Annotated in this window: 21 protein-coding genes and 2 tRNA genes; 12 read left to right on the top strand and 11 right to left on the bottom strand. The window is 58.8% G+C overall.

Annotated elements, in window-relative coordinates; genetic code table 11:
- The first annotated feature begins 38 nt into the window (after nt 1–38).
- Nucleotides 39–1,685, top strand: coding sequence for a chaperonin GroEL (groL, locus tag DW58_RS17370; protein WP_024547688.1), 1,647 nt, complete (start codon nt 39–41; stop codon nt 1,683–1,685).
- 281 nt (nt 1,686–1,966) lie between these two features.
- Complete coding sequence (locus tag DW58_RS17365) at nt 1,967–2,320, top strand: DUF4156 domain-containing protein (RefSeq protein ID WP_035885497.1); 354 nt, start codon at nt 1,967–1,969, stop codon at nt 2,318–2,320.
- Between the two features lie 106 nt (nt 2,321–2,426).
- On the opposite strand, the gene epmB is transcribed toward DW58_RS17365, so the two are convergent.
- A complete protein-coding gene (epmB, locus tag DW58_RS17360) occupies nt 2,427–3,455 on the bottom strand; it encodes an EF-P beta-lysylation protein EpmB (RefSeq protein ID WP_024547690.1) in 1,029 nt (342 codons plus the stop codon).
- A 40-nt stretch (nt 3,456–3,495) separates the two neighbouring features.
- On the opposite strand from epmB, the gene efp reads away from it, so the two are divergent.
- The 3 genes from efp (at nt 3,496) to ecnB (ending at nt 4,510) form a co-directional block, all read left to right on the top strand.
- Nucleotides 3,496–4,062: an elongation factor P gene (gene efp / locus DW58_RS17355; protein ID WP_024547691.1), complete on the top strand. Its 567-nt coding sequence runs from the start codon at nt 3,496–3,498 to the stop codon at nt 4,060–4,062.
- Between the two features lie 64 nt (nt 4,063–4,126).
- On the top strand, nt 4,127–4,258 hold the full coding sequence (locus DW58_RS20410; RefSeq protein WP_071789218.1) for an entericidin A/B family lipoprotein: 132 nt from the start codon (nt 4,127–4,129) through the stop codon (nt 4,256–4,258).
- Nucleotides 4,259–4,363: 105 nt separating this feature from the next.
- A complete protein-coding gene (gene ecnB / locus DW58_RS17350; RefSeq protein ID WP_024547692.1) occupies nt 4,364–4,510 on the top strand; it encodes a lipoprotein toxin entericidin B in 147 nt (48 codons plus the stop codon).
- A gap of 47 nt (nt 4,511–4,557) precedes the next feature.
- Here ecnB and DW58_RS17345 read toward each other — a convergent pair whose 3' ends face one another.
- Nucleotides 4,558–5,166: a helix-turn-helix transcriptional regulator gene (locus tag DW58_RS17345; RefSeq protein ID WP_024547693.1), complete on the bottom strand. Its 609-nt coding sequence runs from the start codon at nt 5,164–5,166 to the stop codon at nt 4,558–4,560.
- 280 nt (nt 5,167–5,446) lie between these two features.
- On the opposite strand from DW58_RS17345, the gene sugE reads away from it, so the two are divergent.
- Nucleotides 5,447–5,764 (top strand): quaternary ammonium compound efflux SMR transporter SugE, encoded by a 318-nt coding sequence (gene sugE, locus DW58_RS17340; RefSeq protein WP_024547694.1) that lies wholly within the window; start codon nt 5,447–5,449, stop codon nt 5,762–5,764.
- Here the strand turns inward: sugE and DW58_RS17335 are convergent.
- The 5 genes from DW58_RS17335 to frdA all read right to left on the bottom strand — a co-directional run bounded on the left by DW58_RS17335 (nt 5,761) and on the right by frdA (nt 9,693).
- Complete coding sequence (locus tag DW58_RS17335) at nt 5,761–6,294, bottom strand: lipocalin family protein (protein WP_024547695.1); 534 nt, start codon at nt 6,292–6,294, stop codon at nt 5,761–5,763. The genes sugE and DW58_RS17335 overlap by 4 nt on opposite strands.
- 101 nt (nt 6,295–6,395) lie before the next feature.
- Nucleotides 6,396–6,755, bottom strand: coding sequence for a fumarate reductase subunit FrdD (gene frdD, locus DW58_RS17330; protein WP_024547696.1), 360 nt, complete (start codon nt 6,753–6,755; stop codon nt 6,396–6,398).
- A gap of 10 nt (nt 6,756–6,765) precedes the next feature.
- Nucleotides 6,766–7,161, bottom strand: a complete 396-nt coding sequence (gene frdC, locus DW58_RS17325) for a fumarate reductase subunit FrdC (protein ID WP_024547697.1) — start codon at nt 7,159–7,161, stop codon at nt 6,766–6,768.
- A 2-nt stretch (nt 7,162–7,163) separates the two neighbouring features.
- On the bottom strand, nt 7,164–7,910 hold the full coding sequence (locus tag DW58_RS17320) for a succinate dehydrogenase/fumarate reductase iron-sulfur subunit (RefSeq protein WP_024547698.1): 747 nt from the start codon (nt 7,908–7,910) through the stop codon (nt 7,164–7,166).
- Nucleotides 7,903–9,693, bottom strand: a complete 1,791-nt coding sequence (gene frdA / locus DW58_RS17315; RefSeq protein WP_024547699.1) for a fumarate reductase (quinol) flavoprotein subunit — start codon at nt 9,691–9,693, stop codon at nt 7,903–7,905. Before frdA ends, DW58_RS17320 begins: the two co-directional genes overlap by 8 nt.
- A gap of 290 nt (nt 9,694–9,983) precedes the next feature.
- Here frdA and epmA point away from each other — a divergent pair, with 290 nt between their 5' ends.
- The gene (epmA, locus tag DW58_RS17310) at nt 9,984–10,961 is read left to right on the top strand and encodes an elongation factor P--(R)-beta-lysine ligase (RefSeq protein ID WP_024547700.1); all 978 of its coding nucleotides are present in this window, start codon (nt 9,984–9,986) and stop codon (nt 10,959–10,961) included.
- A gap of 57 nt (nt 10,962–11,018) precedes the next feature.
- Here the strand turns inward: epmA and mscM are convergent, their stop codons facing one another.
- The 3 genes from mscM to rsgA all read right to left on the bottom strand — a co-directional run bounded on the left by mscM (nt 11,019) and on the right by rsgA (nt 16,510).
- A complete protein-coding gene (gene mscM / locus DW58_RS17305) occupies nt 11,019–14,354 on the bottom strand; it encodes a miniconductance mechanosensitive channel MscM (RefSeq protein ID WP_024547701.1) in 3,336 nt (1,111 codons plus the stop codon).
- Nucleotides 14,355–14,374: 20 nt separating this feature from the next.
- Nucleotides 14,375–15,337: an archaetidylserine decarboxylase gene (asd, locus tag DW58_RS17300; protein ID WP_024547702.1), complete on the bottom strand. Its 963-nt coding sequence runs from the start codon at nt 15,335–15,337 to the stop codon at nt 14,375–14,377.
- A gap of 126 nt (nt 15,338–15,463) precedes the next feature.
- Entirely contained in the window at nt 15,464–16,510 is a 1,047-nt protein-coding gene (gene rsgA / locus DW58_RS17295; protein WP_024547703.1) for a small ribosomal subunit biogenesis GTPase RsgA, read from the bottom strand.
- A 112-nt stretch (nt 16,511–16,622) separates the two neighbouring features.
- Here rsgA and orn point away from each other — a divergent pair, with 112 nt between their 5' ends.
- On the top strand, nt 16,623–17,168 hold the full coding sequence (gene orn / locus DW58_RS17290; protein ID WP_024547704.1) for an oligoribonuclease: 546 nt from the start codon (nt 16,623–16,625) through the stop codon (nt 17,166–17,168).
- A 43-nt stretch (nt 17,169–17,211) separates the two neighbouring features.
- Here orn and fsa read toward each other — a convergent pair whose 3' ends face one another.
- Nucleotides 17,212–17,874 carry a fructose-6-phosphate aldolase gene (gene fsa, locus DW58_RS17285; RefSeq protein WP_024548293.1) on the bottom strand — a complete coding sequence of 221 codons (663 nt, stop codon included), beginning with the start codon at nt 17,872–17,874 and terminating at the stop codon, nt 17,212–17,214.
- Between the two features lie 137 nt (nt 17,875–18,011).
- Between fsa and DW58_RS17280 the strand changes: the two genes are divergently transcribed.
- From DW58_RS17280 to DW58_RS17265, 4 genes are all read left to right on the top strand, one after another.
- Nucleotides 18,012–18,911, top strand: a complete 900-nt coding sequence (locus tag DW58_RS17280) for a glycyl-radical enzyme activating protein (RefSeq protein WP_024548294.1) — start codon at nt 18,012–18,014, stop codon at nt 18,909–18,911.
- A 4-nt stretch (nt 18,912–18,915) separates the two neighbouring features.
- On the top strand, nt 18,916–21,348 hold the full coding sequence (locus tag DW58_RS17275; RefSeq protein WP_024548295.1) for a formate C-acetyltransferase/glycerol dehydratase family glycyl radical enzyme: 2,433 nt from the start codon (nt 18,916–18,918) through the stop codon (nt 21,346–21,348).
- A 234-nt stretch (nt 21,349–21,582) separates the two neighbouring features.
- Nucleotides 21,583–21,658: transfer RNA gene (locus DW58_RS17270), tRNA-Gly, on the top strand.
- Between the two features lie 42 nt (nt 21,659–21,700).
- Nucleotides 21,701–21,776, top strand: a tRNA-Gly gene (locus tag DW58_RS17265).
- Nucleotides 21,777–21,808 lie beyond the last annotated feature (32 nt).

The following is a 21,808-nucleotide window of genomic DNA, read 5'->3' as shown; positions in this document are numbered from 1 at the left end:
TGAACTCACTGAACATACGAATTTAAGGGAAAAACGAAATGGCAGCTAAAGACGTAAAATTCGGTAACGACGCCCGTGTGAAAATGCTGCGCGGCGTAAACGTACTGGCAGATGCAGTGAAAGTTACCCTCGGCCCGAAAGGCCGTAACGTGGTTCTGGATAAATCTTTCGGTGCACCGACCATCACCAAAGATGGCGTATCCGTAGCGCGTGAAATCGAGCTGGAAGACAAGTTCGAAAACATGGGCGCGCAGATGGTGAAAGAAGTGGCCTCCAAAGCGAACGACGCGGCGGGCGATGGCACCACCACTGCGACCGTACTGGCGCAGGCTATCATCACCGAAGGTCTGAAAGCCGTTGCGGCTGGCATGAACCCGATGGACCTGAAACGCGGTATCGATAAGGCCGTTATCGCTGCGGTTGAAGAACTGAAAGCGCTGTCCGTACCGTGCTCTGACTCCAAAGCCATTGCGCAGGTAGGTACTATCTCTGCTAACTCCGACGAAACCGTGGGTAAACTGATCGCGGAAGCGATGGAGAAAGTGGGCAAAGAAGGCGTTATCACCGTTGAAGAAGGCACCGGTCTGCAGGACGAGCTGGACGTGGTAGAAGGTATGCAGTTCGACCGTGGCTACCTGTCTCCGTACTTCATCAACAAGCCGGAAACCGGTTCTATCGAACTGGAAAGCCCGTTCATTCTGCTGGCTGACAAAAAAATCTCCAACATCCGCGAAATGCTGCCGGTGCTGGAAGCCGTTGCTAAAGCCGGTAAGCCGCTGCTGATCATCGCTGAAGATGTGGAAGGCGAAGCGCTGGCGACCCTGGTGGTGAACACCATGCGCGGCATCGTGAAAGTGGCTGCGGTGAAAGCACCTGGCTTCGGCGACCGTCGTAAAGCCATGCTGCAGGATATCGCTATCCTGACCGGTGGTACCGTTATCTCCGAAGAGATCGGTATGGAACTGGAAAAAACCACGCTGGAAGACCTGGGTCAGGCTAAACGCGTTGTTATCAACAAAGACACCACCACCATCATCGACGGTACCGGTGAAGAGTCTGCAATCCAGGGTCGCGTTACCCAGATTCGTCAGCAGATTGAAGAAGCCACCTCTGATTACGACCGTGAAAAACTGCAGGAGCGCGTAGCGAAACTGGCAGGCGGCGTTGCGGTAATCAAAGTGGGTGCAGCGACCGAAGTTGAAATGAAAGAGAAAAAAGCACGCGTTGAAGACGCCCTGCACGCGACCCGTGCTGCGGTGGAAGAAGGCGTGGTTGCCGGTGGTGGCGTTGCGCTGATCCGTGCAGCCAGCAAGCTGAGCGACCTGCGTGGCGCGAACGAAGATCAGAACGTCGGTATCAAAGTTGCACTGCGTGCAATGGAAGCGCCGCTGCGTCAGATCGTACTGAACTGCGGTGAAGAGCCGTCAGTGGTTGCCAACACCGTTAAAGCGGGCGACGGCAACTACGGTTACAACGCGGCGACCGAAGAGTACGGCAACATGATCGACATGGGTATCCTGGACCCAACCAAAGTGACCCGTTCTGCACTGCAGTACGCGTCCTCTGTGGCTGGCCTGATGATCACCACCGAGTGCATGGTTACCGACCTGCCGAAAGCAGACGCCCCTGACTTAGGCGGCGCTGGCGGTATGGGCGGCATGGGCGGTATGGGCGGCATGATGTAATTGCCCTGCGCGCAGCATCGCGTCTGCGCGCTCCGCACCCAAAAAAACCGGCTGATGATTCAGCCGGTTTTTTTATGCCGGTCAGCCTGCGCATCGCGTCACGGCTACACCGGCAGCTAACCCGCAAAACACTGCGCGTTATGCCCGGGTTTACCGCCACAACGCGTTTCAGCACACAAAACCCCCGGTCGAAAACGGCCGGGGTTTTTCTTTTCGTCACGTTTTAGGTATAAGGTTGAATCGGGCAGGGTTTGTCCAGCTTATCGAAAATGAGGAATAACATGCGCTTAATAGTCTCAGCGGGAATGATTACGGCAGCGCTGCTGCTGGCTGGTTGCTCAGGCGGTAACGAGCTTTCCACCGGCGGACAGAACGTTCGCTTCGTGGAGGAGCAGCCTGGCTCACAGTGTCAGCTGATTGGCACGGCGACCGGCAAGCAGAGCAACTGGCTGTCAGGCCAGCACGGTGAGGAAGGCGGCTCAATGCGCGGTGCGGCGAATGCCCTGCGTAACCAGGCGGCGGCGATGGGCGGCAACGTGCTCTACGGCGTAACCAGCCCGTCACAGAACATCATTTCAAGCTTCGTGCCGACCGCCAGCGAAATGACCGGTCAGGTCTACAAGTGCCCGAACTGACGGGAATGCCTGCCGTGGAGGGAAACGGGGAATAGCCCACACGCATGCGTGATGACTGAAACGGTAGAGGTGGATAAGCGATGCGTATCCACCTTTTTTATGGCTGCTACTGCTGACGCAGCTGTAAATCCAGCGGCGTTTTGCTGGGTTCCCCGCCAATCTCCCGCGCCAGCTTCGGCACCAGATAACCTGATACCAGCGACAGCAGCTCGCGCACGATGCGCCTGGCTTCGTCGTCACTCACCATGAAATGCGCAGCGCCCTGCACTTTATCCAGCACGTGCAGGTAGTAGGGCATCACCCCGGCATCGAACAGCGCATTGCTTAACGCGGCCAGCGCCGGCGCACTGTCGTTGACGCCGCGCAGCAGTACGCTCTGGTTCAGCAGCGTTACGCCAGCATTACGCAGCAGCTGCATGGCTGCGCGGAACGCGTCGTCGATTTCGTTGGCGTGATTGATATGGTTAACCAGCAGCACCTGCAGGCGTGAGCGCGCCAGACGGCTTACCAGCGCGTCGGTAATACGCGCCGGGATCACGATCGGCAGGCGGCTGTGAATGCGCAGGCGCTTGAGGTGCGGGATCGCTTCCAGCTCGCTGATGAGCCAGTCCAGCTCGTGATCTTTTGCCATCAGCGGGTCGCCGCCGGAGAAAATGATCTCGTCGAGTTCAGGGTGGGCGGCAATATATTCCAGCGCCGCTTTCCAGTTGCGCTTGTTCCCCTGGTTATCGGCATAAGGGAAGTGGCGACGGAAGCAGTAGCGGCAGTTCACCGCGCACCCGCCCTTCACCAGCAGCAGGGCGCGATTTCGGTACTTATGCAGCAGCCCAGGCACCACGCTGTTTTGCTCTTCCAGCGGATCGGTCGTGAAGCCGGGCGCGGCGATAAACTCTTCGCGGGCGGTCAATACCTGGCGCAGCAGCGGGTCGTCAGGATTGCCTTTTTCCATGCGCGCGACGAAAGCCCGGGGCACCCGCAGCGCAAAAAGTCGACGCGCATCACGACCTGCGAGCAGCCCGGCGTCCGGAACGATATTTAAAAGATGCAGGAGCTCATCAGGATCGGTTATAACATCGGCAAGTTGCGCTAACCAATCTTCTCTGGAAGGGGGATTTAGGGTTACAATGTGTGCCATTTTTTTGGCTAAGCTACCAGTTAACTATTCGAGGGCCTTTATGGCGACTTATTCTAGCAACGATTTTCGTTCCGGTCTTAAAATCATGTTCGAAGGCGAACCTTACGCAATCGAATCCAGCGAGTTCGTAAAACCGGGTAAAGGGCAGGCGTTTGCACGCGTGAAAATGCGTCGTCTGCTGACCGGCGGTCGCGTTGAGAAAACCTTCAAATCCACCGACTCTGCCGAAGGCGCAGACGTAGTGGATATGAACCTGACTTACCTCTACAACGACGGTGAGTTCTACCACTTCATGAATAACGAAACCTTCGAGCAGCTGGCTGCGGACGAGAAGGCCATCGGTGAAAACGCCAAGTGGCTGCTGGACCAGGCCGAGTGCATCGTGACTCTGTGGAACGGTCGCCCGATTCAGGTTACCCCGCCGAACTTCGTTGAACTGGAAATCGTAGACACCGATCCGGGTCTGAAAGGCGATACCGCAGGTACCGGCGGCAAGCCTGCTACCCTGAGCACCGGCGCCGTGGTTAAAGTGCCACTGTTCGTACAGATTGGCGAAGTCATCAAAGTTGACACCCGCTCTGGCGAATACGTCTCCCGCGTGAAGTAATCGCGTACTGAGATATCGACGGCGTGGCACCCAGCCGCGCCGTTACTTCCGGAACCGCAAAACCATGTCCCGCTTGTTCGCATTTCTGCTGATTTCACTCCTTAGCCTCACCCTGCTTAGCGGCTGCAATACCGCGCGTGGCTTTGGCCAGGACGTGCAGCATCTGGGCGGTGCTATTCAGCGCGCCGTGCAGTAGTTTCCACTTCTCTTAAAATTTTCACCTTTTGGCGCAGCTGTTGCGTTTTTGTCTATGCTTAAGTGGCTATACACAAAATAACTTTGGCAATAAAAGGAAGATATTATGTTGAAGAAAGCAATTGCGACGTTCTTTTCTGTACTGGTGCTGTCATCTTTACTGACTGCCTGTAATACCACCCGCGGCGTGGGTGAAGATATTCAGGATGGCGGCAGCGCGATTTCCGGCGCAGCAACCAAAGCGTCCCAGTAAGCCTGTTCCGATCGGTACGGCTGTCTGGCCGTACCGCTATTCCCCGCTCAACCTGCTGCCATCGTCTCCGGCAACGCCAGAAACAGTGAAAAACGATTGTCCGCGCCCAGCTTCATGCGAATGTTGCGTTTGTAGGTGTACACCGTTTTGACGGTAATGCGCATCGCGGCCGCAATAACTTCGTTACTTGTCCCTTCGCTCCACAACGACAGCACGCGCTCTTCACGCAGCGTGAGCAGCGGCGTGACCGGCTTTGGCTCGCCAAACGGCGGACGAGACACCAGCGCCTCCTGAATCAGCGTGCGCAGCCCCTGCAGCGACAGCGATTTCTCGACCGAGCGCCAGCTGTTTTGCATCGCACAGTAGTCATCAAGCACCGCCGCGTGCCCGCTCTGCAGCAGAATCAGACGCGTGGTATTCCCGCAGGCGGCGAAAATCGACGACAGCTGCTGAATGTGGTGCAGTTCGCCCATAAAGCTGTAGAAATCAGCAATCACCATATTGGGCTGCCACTGCAGAATATGCTCACGGGCGTGGAGCAGGTTGTCGATACCGGTGACGGAAAAGGATGCGGTAAAGTAGTCGGGATGATTGAGCCACTCTTTCAAGCCGTTGCGGCTGAAGTGACAACGGTCAATCACTAATATTTTATACATGGTCTGCTTCGCGTTCAGGAAAGATACATACCCCGTTTCCCGGACGAAGGAAACGCATCATGATAGAAAGATATCTGACCAGTTGAAGCCTTGATCTAAACAGACAACTGCCGCTATTTCCGGCTTTTAGAGTTTATTGACCGGTAAAGATAAGAAAAAAGGGTTGAACGTGGCCAGTTAAGTGCCGATCATAGCCCTCGCTTATCTTAAGGCCATGCGGGACGACCCGTATGCGCGTCATCACTCCGGGGACGGCCCCATCTCAAAAAGGGAGCCTGTTATGGCCTGGTTAGTGCTTGTTATTGCTGGTCTGCTTGAAGTGGTATGGGCGGTCGGCCTGAAATATACCCACGGTTTTACCCGCCTTGCGCCGAGTATCATGACGATAACGGCGATGGTTGTCAGTATTGTGCTGCTGTCGTGGTCAATGAAGACGCTGCCCACCGGCACCGCCTATGCCGTCTGGACGGGCATAGGCGCGGTAGGCGCTGCCATTACCGGGATTGTACTGCTGGGTGAGTCCGCCAGCGCGGCGCGCATCGTCAGTCTGCTGCTCATCGTGGCGGGTATTATCGGGCTGAAAATAAGCACCCATTAACGCGGGGTCTGCTTCACCCAGATAAGTTTATTCACCTCAAAACCGTTCCGGGTCGCGATATCAAGCATCTTCTGTTTCACTTCCGGCGTTATCGTCGGGTTGCGGGAGAGGATCCACAGATAATCGCGATTCGGACCGCAGATCAGCGCGTTCTGGTAATCCTCATCCAGCGCAATCACGTTATAGCCGCCATAGAACGGCCCGAAGAACGACACCTTCAGCGACGCACGGGATTTATCCCCGGTAAAGTAGGCTTTCCCTTCACTCTGCTGCCACATGCCGCGATCCGGATTGTAGCCGCGGTTAATCACCTTCAGGCCGCCATCGTCGCGCAGGCTGTAAGTCGCCGTCACGCGCTCCAGACCCCGCTCAAAGCGATGATCCAGACGGGCAATTTCATACCAGGTTCCCAGATAGCGGGTTGTGTTGAAGTTTTCCACCACCGTTACGCCGCGCGGCGGGGTAGGGGAACTACAGGATACCACCAGTAACGCAGCGGTCACGGCAGCAACAACAGGCAGGATTCTCATCACGACTTTCCTCCGGGATTTTTATGCTAAGTGTAGAAGAAGCAGAGGATTTTGCGTGAAATAAGCGAAGGGGCCTGCCGGTGCGGCAGGCCCTGGAGAGGTTATACCGTCAGCACACCGACAAGCGTAACGATGCTCAGGATTGCCGCCAGGCCATAGAACACCCATTTCCCGGCCGGAACGTGGATTTTCAGGTCATGCATGGCATGGTGTATCCGGTGCAGCCCGCACCACAGCGGCAGCGCAATCATCAAAAAGATAAACAGGCGGCCAGGGATGCTTTGGGCGAACGCCAGGATGCGTTCATAGCTGAACGCCCCGTCCGGCCCGAGGCCCAGCGGCAGCAGGATGCCGACCAGCAGGATCATCACCGGCGCGACAATCGCGCTCCACATGCCGCCTGCGCCAAACAGGCCCCAGAACAGCGGCTCGTCAGAACGTTTTGGAATGGGATTAATCATCGTGGTTTCCTCACCAGAACAGCGCAACGCCGAGAATAACAATCGTCACCACCAGCGTGACGGCCCATAAGCCTTTGATTACCGGCTCCGGTCCCATTTTTTCGCCTTTGATAACCACAATGGCGGCTTTAGGGGCCAGCTCGAACCAGGTTTTGGTATGCAGTAGCGCTGCGGCCAGGCTCAGCAGGTTAATCAGCAGCACGACGGGATTCTGCAAAAAGCTGATAAATCCGCTCCAGCTCTCCGGGCCGTGCTTCAGCGCGAACAGCCCATAGAGCAGCACGATGCTGAACCAAACCGCTGGCACCGCCGTGCCTTCGCGCAGCATATAAAACCGGTAGAAGGGCAGGCGCTTCCACCAGGTGGGCGTCATGGGCTGAATATAGGGTTTACGTTTCGTGGTCATCGTTATGCGCTCCTTGCGTCAGGTTTCAGGGTCGCGATAAGAAAATCCTTCGAGCTTTCCACTTTTCCTTGCTGAATGGCGGCGGCCGGATCGACATGTTTCGGGCACACCTGGGAGCAGTAGCCAACGAAGGTGCAGGTCCACACCCCGTTCTGCCCGTTAAGCTGCGGCATGCGTGCTTTCTTACCGCCGTCGCGGCTGTCGAGGTTATAGCGGTGCGCCAGGGTGATGGCCGCCGGGCCGATGAACTCCGGGTTCAGACCAAACTGCGGGCAGGCGGCGTAGCACAGGCCGCAGTTGATACAGCCGGAGAACTGATGGTATTTCGCCATCTGCGCCGGGGTTTGCCGGTTCGGCCCCTGATCCGGCGTGCGGTTGTTGCCGATGATGTACGGCTTAATCGCCTCCAGGCTTTCGATAAAGTGCGTCATGTCGACCACCAGATCGCGCTCAATGGGGAAGTTCGCCAGCGCCTCCACTTTAATGCCCTGGGTGTACTCGCGAAGGAAGGTTTTGCAGGCCAGCTTCGGCACGCCGTTGACCATCATGCCGCAAGAGCCGCAGATTGCCATGCGGCACGACCAGCGGTAGCTCAGGTCTGGGGCAAGGTTATCTTTGATGTACCCCAGCGCATCCAGCAGCGAGGTCTGCTCATCCCAGGGAACGTCGTAGAATGCGCTGTGCGGGGCGTCGTCCTTTTCCGGGTTATAGCGCACCACTTCGATTTTCATGCTTTTCATCTCAGCCATTCGTCGTCTCCTTCTGCTCTGCTGCTTCGGATTCTGCACCGTAAACGCGTTTTGCCGGAGGCAGAGTGGTAATCTTCACATCGCTGTATTCCAGGCGCGTGGTGCCATCGGCCTCACGGAAAGCGAGGGTGTGCTTGAGGAAATTCACATCGTCACGCTCGGTGCAGCCGTCGTCCAGCCGCTGATGGGCGCCGCGCGACTCTTTACGCGCCATGGCCGAATGCGCCATGCACTCGGCAACGTTCAGGCCGTGCGCCAGCTCAATGGTGTAAAGCAGTTCGGTATTAAACACGCTGGACGTATCCGTAATGCGTACGCGCGTAATGCGCTCCTGCAATTCGGCAAGCTTATCGATGGTGCTCTGCATCAGCTCCGGCGTGCGGTAGATGCCGCAACCTTCCTCCATCGACATCCCCATTTCATCCCGGATTTTCGACCAGCTCTCGGTGCCCTGCTGGTTTGCCAGAGCGTGCAGTCGCTGCTCGACGTCGGCGGCCTGAGCATTGAGCGCCGCATCGTTGGCAGGCGTGGCGGTTGCCGCGCGCGCCATGGCTTGCTCCCCGGCCAGCCGGCCAAACACTACCAGCTCCGCGAGGGAGTTGGAGCCGAGACGGTTGGCGCCGTGCAGCCCGACGGAGGAGCACTCGCCCACCGCGAACAGCCCCTGGAGACGGGTTTCACACCGGGCGTCTGTTTCAATCCCGCCCATGGTGTAGTGCGCAGTGGGGCGCACCGGAATCGGCTCTTTTACCGGATCGACCCCGACGTAGGCCTTCGCCAGCTCGCAGATAAACGGCAACCGCTCAAGCAGCTTTTTCTCGCCGAGATGGCGCAGGTCGAGATAGACCACATCGCCGCGCGGCGTGGCGACGGTGCGGCCTTTACGCCACTCGTGCCAGAACGCCTGGGAAACCTTGTCGCGCGGCCCCAGCTCCATGTATTTGTTTTTCGGCTCGCCGAGCGGCGTTTCCGGCCCCATGCCGTAGTCCTGGAGGTAGCGGTAGCCGTCTTTATTGACCAGAATCCCGCCCTCGCCGCGGCAGCCTTCGGTCATCAGGATGCCGGAGCCGGGCAGACCGGTGGGGTGATACTGCACAAACTCCATGTCACGCAGCGGAACGCCGTGGCGCAGCGCCATGCCCATGCCGTCGCCGGTGACGATTCCGCCGTTGGTGTTATAGCGGTAGACGCGGCCCGCTCCGCCGGTCGCCATCACCACCGCATTGGCGCGGATCTGCACCAGCGTGCCTTCCATCATGTTGATCGCCACCAGCCCGCGGGCGTGGCCGTCATCCACCAGAATATCGAGCACGAAATGCTCGTCGAAGCGCTGGATCTGTGGGAACTGCAGAGAGGTCTGGAACAGCGTGTGCAGCATATGGAAGCCGGTTTTGTCTGCGGCAAACCAGGTGCGTTCGATTTTCATGCCGCCAAAGCGGCGGACGTTGACGGAGCCATCCTCACGGCGGCTCCACGGGCAGCCCCACAGCTCAAGCTGCGTCATTTCGGTGGGGCAGTGGTGAACGAAATAGTCCACAACATCCTGCTCGCACAGCCAGTCGCCGCCGGAGACCGTATCATGGAAATGGTAGTCGAAGCTGTCGTGATCCTGCGTCACCGCGGCAGAGCCGCCTTCAGCGGCAACGGTGTGGCTGCGCATTGGATAGACTTTTGAAATCAAAGCGATTTTAGCGTCAGGGTTAGCCTGCGCCGCGGCGATGGCGGCGCGTAATCCGGCACCGCCTGCCCCAATCACTGCAATATCGGCGTGAAAAGTATGCACGACATTCCTCCTGGTAAGTGTATGGACGCCGCACCATCCAGCCGGGCATGCGCACGACGCGATTCCTGCTCCTTTATAGGTAGCAAAGTATAACCATAGGATTTTGAGGGAAATTTGACGCGTTCGATTTTTTTGCTCTTCTTTGGTGCAAATCATCGGCGTAACCCTGAAAAAGGCACGCTGGACGGGGCTTTTGACAGGGGGGCGCGGAAAAAATATTGTGCAAAATTTGTCTCGCTGACGCCTTCCGAGTAGACTTCCTGCCCTTGTTTGACTTTGGAGAATTCCCCATGAGCGAGACGGCCACCTGGCAGCCAAGCGCATCCATTCCTAACTTACTGAAACGCGCCGCCGTCATGACCGAGATCCGCCGCTTCTTCACCGATCGCGGCGTTCTGGAGGTGGAAACCCCCTGCATGAGCCAGGCAACGGTAACCGACATTCATCTGTTCCCGTTTGAAACCCGTTTCGTAGGGCCGGGTCACTCTGAAGGAATGAACCTTTACCTGATGACCAGCCCCGAATACCACATGAAGCGCCTGCTGGCGGCGGGCTGTGGCCCGGTCTTCCAGCTGTGCCGCAGCTTTCGCAATGAAGAGATGGGGCGTCATCACAACCCGGAATTCACCATGCTGGAGTGGTACCGCCCGCACTACGACATGTACCGCCTGATGAACGAGGTCGACGACCTGTTACAGCAGGTGCTCGAGTGCAGCGCGGCAGACTTCTTCTCCTATCAGCAGGCGTTCCTGCGTCATCTGGAGATTGACCCGCTGTCAGCGGACAAAGCGCAGCTGCGCGAAGTGGCGGCGAAGCTCGATCTCAGCAATATCGCCGACACCGAAGAGGATCGCGATACGCTGTTGCAGCTGCTGTTCAGCGTCGGCGTGGAGCCGCATATCGGTAAAGAGCGCCCGGCGTTTATCTATCACTTCCCGGCAAGCCAGGCGGCGCTGGCACAGATCAGCACCGAAGATCACCGCGTGGCAGAGCGCTTCGAGGTGTACTTCAAGGGCATTGAGCTGGCGAACGGCTTCCACGAGCTGACCGATGCCCGTGAGCAGCAGCAGCGCTTTGAGCAGGACAACCGCAAACGCGCGGCGCGCGGCCTGGTGCAGCAACCGGTGGATTACAACCTGCTTGAGGCATTAAAAGCGGGCCTGCCGGACTGCTCCGGCGTGGCGCTGGGCGTTGACCGCCTGATCATGCTGGCTCTGGGTGCAGACAGCCTCGCCGACGTTATTGCTTTCCCGGTTGACCGGGCGTAGCGTGACGCTAACAGCAGAAAAGAAAAAGGAGCCGTGAGGCTCCTTTTTTTATGGGGGTTACAGGGTTCCCGGCGCGCGTTTTCCGCGTCCGGCGCTGCTCAGCGTATTGCCGGCGGCCTTCGCATCCAGCGTTTCCAGCCGCATCTGGAACGGCGGGAACGGCAGGTCGATACCGTGCTCGCGGAAGCCGGCCAGTATCAGCTGGTGGATCTCATGACGCAGCGGCATACGGTGCACCATCTCTGCCGCATAGATACGCAGCTCAAACAGCTGAATACCCTGCTGCAAATCCACCAGGAATACTTCCGGCGGCGGGTTATCGATCACCAGCGAACAGCGCTCGGCGGCGGTGTAGAGGATCTGGGTGACCTCTTCGCTGCTGGCGTTGGTTGGCGCCGGCACGGTCAGCACCACACGCGTGACCGAATCGGACAGCGACCAGTTGATGAACTGCTCGGTGATAAAGGCCTTGTTGGGCACGATAATCTCTTTGCGGTCCCAGTCGCTGATGGTGGTGGCGCGGGTGTTGATTTTGGTGACGCTGCCGGTGAGATCGCGGATGGTCACGGTATCGCCGATGCGGATCGGTTTTTCGAACAGGATAATCAGGCCGGAGATAAAGTTCGCAAAGATCTCCTGTAACCCGAAGCCCAGCCCGACGCCGAGCGCCGCCACCAGCCACTGCAGTTTCGACCACTCAATACCAATCAGCGAGAAGCCCATCAGCCCGCCCACCAGCATCAGCAGGTATTTGGTGATGGTAGTAATCGCGTACCCGGTGCCCGGCGTGAGTTCCAGGTGCTGCAACAGCGCCAGCTCCAGCAGTGCCGGAAGATTGCGCACCAGCTGCAGGGTGATAATCAGCACCAGAATGGCGATAAACACCGCCCCGAGGGTGATCGGCTCCAGGCTCTCCACCCCCTGCACGGTTGAGGAGACGTCCCACAGCTTGATGTTCTCAAGGAAGCCAAAGGCAGAGTGAATCTCTGACCACAGCACAATCACCGACAGCAGGGCGATGAGCATCAGGATGGAGCGCACCAGGCGCAGCGACTGGGCGCTGATGGTATCGAGATCCAGTTCGGAGGCCTCCACCTCCAGCGCGCCCTCGGTGCTGAGCGTATGCGGCGGCTCCTCTTCACCCCGCGCACGCTGGGCCAGAATTTCGGCGCGGCGATGCTTGGCGCGGTCAAACGCCAGGCGGCGGCGCTGAATCAGCATCCAGCGGCGGATGATGTGGTAGACCACCAGCAGCAGGAACCAGATGGCTACCGAGGTTTCCAGACGCGCCAGCAGGGCCTGCGCGGTCGCCAGATACCCCACCAGCGAGGCGAGAATGGCCAGCAGCGGGGCGCTCATCAACAGGTTCCACAGCATGCTGTTGACCATGTTGTCGCCGTTGCCTTCTTTATCGAGATAGAGCGGGATGCCGGCCCGTTTCAGGCTCAGCGTCACCAGCGCCAGCGCGCCGCAGATCAGAATAAAGCACAGGCGCCCAAGGGTGCTGGAGAATTCACGGTCGTTGAGGTTATCGAACATGATGAGCGCCATGATCAGCGGCACAATCAGCCCGATGCTCATCAGGTAGTAGCGCATCGCGCGCGCGACCCGGTTGCGCGGCCAGCCGAAGTGCGCCACGAATAGCCCGTTTGGTCGGGCGAACGCGGCGCAAATCATCACAACCCACAGCAGCGGTACGGTGGCGGTGACGCCATCGCCCACCGCAACGGCAATCGGCCAGGGCCAGGCTTCCCGTAAGCCATACCCGAGCGTCGCCCAGAGCACCGGCAGCGGCGAGGCGACCAGAATCGACCAGAACACGGTGCGAATGGTGAGCCAGAAGTGGTCCTGTGTGACTTTCCCGACTTTCTCGCTGGAGCGCGTCAGGAAGGCGGTGAAGTGGCGGCGCGAGTAGATGCTAAAGCCCACCAGCGCCAGCGCGCCGAACAGCGGAAGCAGCGTCTCTTTGCTGGTCAGCATCATCACGCTGGCTTTACCGAGCTGACTGAAGGTATCCAGCGAGATCAGGCGCCGCAGATCCTGCACGATATCCACCGGCCAGGAGAGCGTCAACGGGCTGACGTCCGAGGTCCAGAACAGATAGCGGTGCGTGGCTTCATTCACCTCTTTCAGGGCGTCTTCCAGCTGGCTGTTAGCCACTTTCAGCTTGGTCAGCTCAAGAATAAGGGTATCGCCGCCCTGCAGCAGCGAGTTCAGCAGCTCACGCTGGGTGCGCAGCTGGGCCTCCAGAATGCGGTTTTGCTCGGCGCTCAGATCGCTGCCGTCGGCCTGGCGGATCTGACGCAGCTGCGGCTGCTTGCTCAGCAGATCCTCATAGCGCATGCGGTGAACCCGCAGCTGCGCCATTTCCGTATCAAGCTGCTGCGGCTTGGGCATTTCCGGCAGGCGGGCAACCTGGGCGCGCAGCGCTTCACCCAGCAAATTGGAGACGCCAAGCCACTGCGACTGCTCGCGCAGCGTGTTGAGCGCCTGACGTACCTGCAACGTCTGGCTGGAGGCCTGGCGCTGCTGGGAGGCCACCAGATCCATACGCTGGGCCTGCTGGTTGAGCGCCTGGGACAGCTCGCGGTTTACCTTGAACTGATCCATCAGCGCAGGCGGCAGGTCGGCGCTGTTTTCGGCCAGCAGCTCGGTACTCTCAAGCGCGCGTTCGGCTTCCTGCTGGCGCTGATTGTTCACCTGATTGCGCAGCGCCTGCAGCCAGGCATCCAGCTGCTCGCTCTGCTTTTGCGCCAGCTCACCGCGTAGGCGCGACAGCTCCTGACGGTTGTTCGCCGACAGCTGCGCCAGCTCAAGCTCGTCCACCAGTGCTTTGAGGCGTGCCGATTCGGCCTGTAAGCCCAGATTCTGCGCCTGAGAGAGCGGGGTGCTGGTGGCAGGCTGGCTGCCGGCGCGACGCTCAATCTCATTAAGCTGGCGGCGGGCGTCCGTTTGCTGTTGGGGAAGCTGACTCAGGGAGTCGTTGATCTCGCGGGTACGTTCCTGCTCCTGCTGCGCCTGACGGCTCTTTTCCAGCAGCTGGCTGCTGACCTGGAGGATCTCCTGGTTGAGCCGGTCGGTGGTCATGCCGGAGGGGACTTTTTTCGGCTCGTCGCGCAGGTTGTTGAGCTGCATACGCAGCGTCTGGGAGAGCCGGGGGAAATTGTCGATAACCTGCTGATACTGGCTGGCGCGCTCAAGCGAGGCTTTTTGCTCCTCCAGCGCGTTCAGCGCAGACTGGAGGGCTTCCACGGTCTCGGCCTGGTCAGGCTGATTTTTGGCCGCTTTCGCCTGCTCCAGCTCCTGGGCGATCTGTTTTGCATCGGGGGCGCTTGCTGCGTGCGCCCCCAGGCTGAGGCACCAGGCCATCAGTACAGTGATAATCAGGCGCACGGAAGAACCCTTCTTTGCTGTTACACGTCGTCTTTGTTGTCGACCAGAGGATTGGCGTCGCGCTCGGCGTCGATCTCTTCCTGGGTCACTTCGGCAGGGGTTACGTCAGCAATCACCGCGTCGGTCGAGACCGCCAGCGGCTCGCCGATTTTGGTTACCGACAGGCTTTGCAGATGCGGCGTCAGCTCCACGCTACCCGGTGCGAACAGGTTGATAACGGTGGAGCCCAGCTTGAAGCGGCCCATCTCCTGACTTTTGAGCAGCGCCACGGCGCCGTCGCTCTCGCCCGCAGGCCAGGTCCAGCGTTTGATGATGCCTTCACGCGGCGGCGTAATGGTGCCCGCCCAGACGGTTTCGATGCTGCCGACGATGGTCGCCCCGACCAGGATCTGCGCCATTGGGCCAAACTCGGTATCGAACAGGCAGATAACGCGCTCGTTACGGGCAAACAGGTTCGGTACGTTCTGCGCGGTCAGGTGGTTGACCGAGAAGAGATCGCCCGGTACGTAAATCATCTCGCGCAGAATACCGTTGCACGGCATATGCACGCGGTGATAGTCGCGCGGCGACAGATAGGTGGTGGCGAAGCTGCCGTTGCGGAACAGATCCGCCATCAGGTAGTTACCCGCCAGCAGCGCTTCAAGCGTGTAGTTGTGGCCTTTGGCCTGCAGGATCTTGTCGTCTTCAATACGGCCAAGCTGGCTGATAACGCCATCTGCCGGCATCACCAGCACGTTTGGATCGGTATTGAGCGGACGCACGTCGTCACGCAGCGCGCGCACGAAGAAGTCGTTGAAGGTGCGATAGCTGGCGGTATCCGGCTTCTGTGCCTCTTTCATATCGACCTTGTAGTATTTCACAAACAGATCGATAACCAGTTTCGTCAGCCAGCCGGCACGTTTGCTTGCGCCCCAGCCCGCCAGGCGAGTGAGCCACAGTTTCGGCAGAATGTATTGAAGCGAAAGTTTGATGTCGTTTAGCAAGGTAGCCTCCAGGCTAATGGTTTTGCCAGTCCTTGCCCGGCGCGTTGGCGCCAGGCCGTACAGAAAAGGGCGCGATAATAGCATAAAACCGCAGCGCGGCTCGTCATCCTACGCATCGACCGGGGTTCAGTCATCGGTGGCGGAGAAGCCTTTACGCGTTTTTACCTCAGCCATACTTTCCAGAATGCGGTGATAGTTGTCGAAGCGGGTTTCGGCGATCTCGCCGCGCTCGACGGCCTCACGGATGGCGCAGCCTGGGTCGTTGTCGTGCTTGCAGTCGCGGAACTTGCAGTGGCCCAGATAGTCGTGGAATTCGACAAAGCCCTGGGTGATCTGTTCCGGCTCAAGGTGCCACAGACCGAACTCGCGCACGCCTGGCGAATCGATGACGTCGCCGCCGCCGGGGAAGTGATACAGACGCGAGGCGGTGGTGGTGTGCTGGCCCAGCCCGGAGTTATCGGAGACGTCGTTGACCAGAATCCGATCGTCTTTCAGGCCCAGCAGATTATTCAGCAGGCTCGATTTCCCTACGCCTGACTGCCCGGCGAAGATGCTGGTGCGGTCGATAAGCGCCTCTTCCAGCGCTTTCAGCCCTTCGTCTTTGTAGCTGGAGACCAGCAGCACGCGGTAGCCAATGTGGCGGTAGATATCCATCTGCTCGTTGACGAAGGCGAGGCCCTGTTCATCCAGCAGATCGGTCTTGTTGAGCACCAGTAACGGTTCAACGTCCAGCGTTTCACAGGCCACCAGATAGCGGTCGATAATGTTCAGCGACAGCTCAGGCAGGATGGCGGAGACGATGATGATCTGATCGATATTCGCGGCGATAGGCTTCACGCCATCGTAGAAGTCCGGACGCGTCAGTACCGAGGTGCGCTCGTGTACCGCATCAACGATGCCTTTGCCCTGGACGTTCTCTTTTACCGGACGCCAGACCACGCGGTCGCCGGTGACCAGCGAACGGATAGTGCGGCGGATGTTGCAGCGGTGCACCCCGCCGTCAGGTGATTCGACGTCGGCATGCTGACCAAAACGACTGATGACGCGGCCGTCGCGAGGCTCACCAAACTGTGAGTCGTCGGGATCGGCTTTCTCCGTAGTCTGTTTAAGACGGCGCTGGTGATTGGCTGACACGCGGCGCTGCTGACCTTTGGAGAGTTTATTTTTGCTCAATCTTAATGGCTCCTGGTCGCCCCTGATGGGCAAAACCTCTATGATACCAGCTATTGTAAATGAATTAACTGCCTGTCACCCGAGCGTGACGCGATAACGGATGGAAAATAGCATGAGTGCCAATGAAAACAACCTCATTTGGATCGATCTTGAAATGACCGGACTCGATCCTGAGCGCGACCGCATCATCGAAATCGCCACCCTTGTCACCGATAAAGATCTTAATATCCTGGCAGAAGGCCCGGTGATGGCGGTGCATCAGTCAGACGCCCAGCTGGCGCTGATGGATGACTGGAACGTGCGTACACACACGGCGAGCGGGCTGGTGGAGCGCGTGAAGGCAAGCCAGCTGGATGACCGTGCGGCGGAGCTGGCAACGCTGGCGTTTTTACGCGAGTGGGTGCCGGAAGGAACGTCGCCAATCTGCGGAAACAGTATCGCTCAGGATCGCCGTTTCCTGTTCAAATATATGCCGGAACTGGAAGCGTACTTCCATTATCGCTACCTGGATGTCAGCACGCTTAAGGAGCTGGCCCGTCGCTGGAAGCCGGAAGTGCTGGACGGTTTTAAAAAGCAGGGGACGCATCAGGCGCTGGACGATATCCGTGAGTCGGTGGCTGAGCTGGCGTACTACCGCGAGCATTTCATTCGGCTCTGAATGACAAAGGCCCTCGCTACGAGGGCCTTTGTGTATGGCTGACTCACAGCGTCCGCGTACCGAAGGCGTGCTGCCAGTCCTGTTCAAACTTGCCTATTGCCGCGCTGACCGCCGGCGTGGAAATAAACTGTTCGGCGACCTCTACCGGCAGGGTGATGGCTTCGCACCCGGCCAGCAGGCAGGCTAGCGCCTGACGCGGCGTTTTGAAACTTGCTGCCAGCACTTTCGCGCCCGGGGCATGCAGCGTCAGAAGCTGCTGCAGCTCCGTCACGGTCTGGATGCCGTCTCCGCCCTGGGCATCGACCCGGTTAACGTAAGGGGCAACGTACTCTGCACCGGCAAGCGCTGCAAACAACCCCTGTGCCGCGCCGTATACCGCGGTGCCAAGCGTTGGGATTCCCTCTCTTTTTAACAGCTTCAACGCCGCCAGACCTTCCGCCGTGACCGGCACCTTGATCACCAGATCGCTAATGATGCCGCGCAGTTTGTGCGCCTCGGCCACCATCTCTTGCGCCTGGTTTGCTATCACCTGAGCAAACAGACGCCCTTCGCCGCCCAGCGCGTCACGCAGCGCGGGCAATACGTCTTCAGGCCGCTGCCTGGCGCTGGCGATGATGCTGGGATTGGTGGTCACACCGGCTAGCGGGAAGATGCGCGCCAGGCGGACAACGGCGGCTACGTCGGCGGTATCAAGATAGAGCTCCATCGATCTCTCCTCAAAATGTGAGATTTAACAATTTTTGAGCAGTATAGAGACGCCCCGATAAGCGACGTTGATCGTTATCAACGTTTATTTCGAATGAAAGTTATCTACTTTTCATTCGAAAATAAGAGGGTGCTTTGATGATCTTTAATATCCAGCGTTATTCCACGCACGATGGCCCGGGCATTCGCACCGTTGTGTTCCTGAAAGGCTGCTCGCTGGGCTGCCGCTGGTGTCAGAATCCCGAAAGCCGTTCAGCTGTGCCGGAGCTGATGTTTGACGCCCGCCTGTGCCTTGCGGGTTGCACGCTCTGCCAGGAGGCCGCGCCGCAGCATATCGAGCGCCTGTCGTCAGGTCTGGTTATCCACCGCGAACGCCTTACGCCTGAGACGGCCGACGCGCTTCGCGACTGCTGCCCGACCCAGGCGCTGACGGTGTGCGGCGACGATCGCACCGCCAGCGAGATCATGGCCGTGGTAATGCGCGACAAACCCTTCTACGACCGCAGCGGCGGGGGAATAACCCTCTCCGGCGGCGAACCCTTTATGAGCCCGGCGCTGGCGCACACGCTGCTGCAGGCCAGCCATCAGCAGGGTATTCACACCGCGGTAGAGACCTGCCTGCATGTCCCGTGGCGCTATATCGAACCGGCGCTTTCCGATACCGATCTGTTTCTCGCCGACCTCAAACACGTCGACAGCGTCGCGTTTAAAACCTGGACCGACGGGTCGGCCAAACGGGTGCTCGACAACCTTACGCGTCTCGCCCGGGCCGGTAAGGCGCTGACCGTTCGCGTGCCGCTGATCCCCGGCTTTAACGCTGACCCCGCCTCACTACGCGCCATCACCGATTTTGCTGCGGATGAACTGGGCGTCAGCGATATCCATTTTCTGCCGTATCACACGCTGGGAATGAACAAATACCAGCTGCTTAACCAACCCTACCTGGCACCGGAGAAACCGCTGGACGACCCGATGCTGCTTGATTTCGCTGTGGACTACGCGCACCGCAAAGGTCTGACGGCTACCCTGAGAGGATAATTCTATGACCACGCTGAAACTTGACGTTCTGAGCAATCGCATCAAGGCACATAAAAATGCCCTGGTGAATATCGTTAAGCCCCCGGTCTGCACGGAACGCGCGCAGCACTATACCGAGGCTTATCAGCATAATATGGATAAGCCCCTGCCGGTGCGACGCGCGCTGGCGCTGTCACACCACCTTGCCGAGCGCACCATCTGGATCAAACATGATGAGCTGATCGTCGGCAACCAGGCGAGCGAAGTGCGCGCCGCGCCGATTTTCCCGGAATATACCGTGTCGTGGATCGAAAAGGAGATTGACGATCTGGCGGATCGGCCCGGTGCCGGGTTCGCGGTAAGCGAAGAGAATAAACGCGTGCTGCATGCGGTGTGCCCGTGGTGGCGCGGTCAGACGGTGCAGGACCGCTGCTACGGCATGTTCACCGATGAACAAAAAGCGCTGCTGGAAACCGGCATCATCAAGGCGGAAGGCAACATGACCTCCGGGGACGCCCATCTGGCGGTGAACTTCCCTCTGCTGCTGGAGAAAGGCCTTGATGGCCTGCGCGACACCGTGGCGCAGCGCCGCGCGCGCATCAATCTGACGGTGCTTGAGGATCTGAACGGGGAGCAGTTCCTGAAAGCGATTGATATCGTGTTGCAGGCCGTCAGCGATCATATTGGCCGTTTCGCACAGGAAGCGCGCCGGATGGCCAACGACGAGACGCGTGAAAGCCGTCGCGACGAGCTGCTGCAGATTGCGGAGAACTGCGAAGCGATCGCCCACGAGCCGCCGAAAACGTTCTGGCAGGCGCTGCAGCTGTGCTATTTCATTCAGCTGATTTTGCAGATTGAGTCGAACGGGCATTCGGTGTCGTTTGGCCGCATGGATCAGTATCTCTATCCCTGGTATCGCCGCGATGTCGAGTTGAACGGCTCGCTCAGCCGTGAGCAGGCCATTGAGCTACTGCACGGCTGCTGGCTCAAACTGCTGGAGGTGAACAAGATCCGCTCCGGCTCGCACTCCAAAGCCTCAGCGGGAAGCCCGCTTTATCAGAACGTGACCATCGGCGGGCAGACGCTGGTGAACGACGTGGCGATGGACGCGGTTAATCCGCTCTCGTATGCCATTCTGGAGTCCTGCGGCCGCCTGCGCTCTACCCAGCCGAACCTGAGCGTGCGCTATCACGCGGGCATCAGCGATGATTTCCTCGACGCCTGCGTGCAGGTGATCCGCTGCGGCTTCGGGATGCCGGCGTTTAACAACGATGAGATCGTCATTCCGGAGTTCATCAAACTGGGTATCGCGCCGCAGGATGCCTACGACTACGCCGCCATTGGCTGCATCGAAACCGCCGTGGGCGGGAAGTGGGGCTATCGCTGCACCGGCATGAGCTTTATCAACTTCGCGCGCGTGATGCTGGCCGCCCTTGAGGGCGGGCGCGATGCCACCAGTGGGAAAGTGTTCCTGCCTCAGGCGCAGGCGCTGTCAAAAGGCAATTTCCAGCGCTTTGAGGAGGTCATGGCGGCATGGGATAACCAGATCCGCTACTACACCCGTAAATCCATCGAAATTGAATATGTGGTCGATACCATGCTGGAGGAGAACGTACCGGATATCCTCTGCTCCGCGCTGGTGGATGACTGCATCGAGCGGGCGAAAAGCATCAAGCAGGGCGGGGCGAAGTATGACTGGGTGTCGGGGTTACAGGTGGGTATCGCCAACCTCGGCAACAGCCTGGCGGCCGTGAAGACGCTGGTGTTCGACCAGGGCGTTATCGGTCAGCAACAGCTGGCGCAGGCATTGGCGGACAACTTTGAGGGCCTGACCCATGAACAGCTGCGCCAGCGCCTGATTAACGGTGCCCCGAAATACGGCAACGACGATGATACGGTGGATACGCTGCTGACCCGCGCCTACCAGACCTATATCGATGAGATTAAGCAGTACCACAACCCGCGCTATGGCCGGGGGCCCATCGGTGGGAATTACTACGCGGGCACCTCGTCCATCTCCGCTAACGTGCCGTTTGGCGCCGCGACCATGGCAACGCCGGACGGCCGCAAAGCGACCACGCCGCTGGCTGAAGGGGCAAGCCCGGCATCCGGCACCGACCATCTGGGGCCGACGGCGGTTATCAGCTCGGTGGGCAAGCTGCCAACCGGGTCGATTCTGGGCGGCGTGTTGCTGAATCAGAAGCTTAATCCCGCCACGCTGGATAACGACAGCGACCGTCAGAAGCTGATGATGCTGCTGCGCACCTTCTTTGAAGTGCATAAGGGGTGGCATATTCAGTACAACATCGTGTCGCGTGAGACGCTGCTGGAGGCCAAAAAACATCCTGACCAGTATCGCGATCTGGTCGTGCGGGTGGCGGGTTACAGCGCGTTCTTCACTGCGCTGTCGCCGGATGCGCAGGATGACATCATCGCGCGCACCGAGCACACGCTCTGAGCGTCAGCAGACAAAAGCGGGCCGGTTCGCCGGCCTGTTTTTTTTCGCCCTGAATCAGTGGATTGCAGCCTTACGCCTTCACGCGCCGCGATTTTGCTTCCATTTTAGCCACATTGTTGATTAAATCGTCAGTCGGAACAAAATCGCAAAAAAGTGACGCCAAACTATTGCGGCAGGAAGGAATTCTCGTATAATGCGCCTCCCGTGACGGTACAGAATTTTTTGTCACGCAGGGCGGGAATAGCTCAGTTGGTAGAGCACGACCTTGCCAAGGTCGGGGTCGCGAGTTCGAGTCTCGTTTCCCGCTCCAAAATTTGAAAATGCCATCAGGCATGCATCAAGCACCACCCAAGCGGGAATAGCTCAGTTGGTAGAGCACGACCTTGCCAAGGTCGGGGTCGCGAGTTCGAGTCTCGTTTCCCGCTCCAAAATTTTTAAAATGCCGCAAGGCATGCACCAG

This window comes from Siccibacter turicensis LMG 23730, assembly GCF_000463155.2.
GTDB lineage: Bacteria > Pseudomonadota > Gammaproteobacteria > Enterobacterales > Enterobacteriaceae > Siccibacter > Siccibacter turicensis.
The sequence above is the reverse complement of the archived record's forward strand: the minus strand, read 5'-3'. Positions and strand labels throughout refer to the sequence as shown.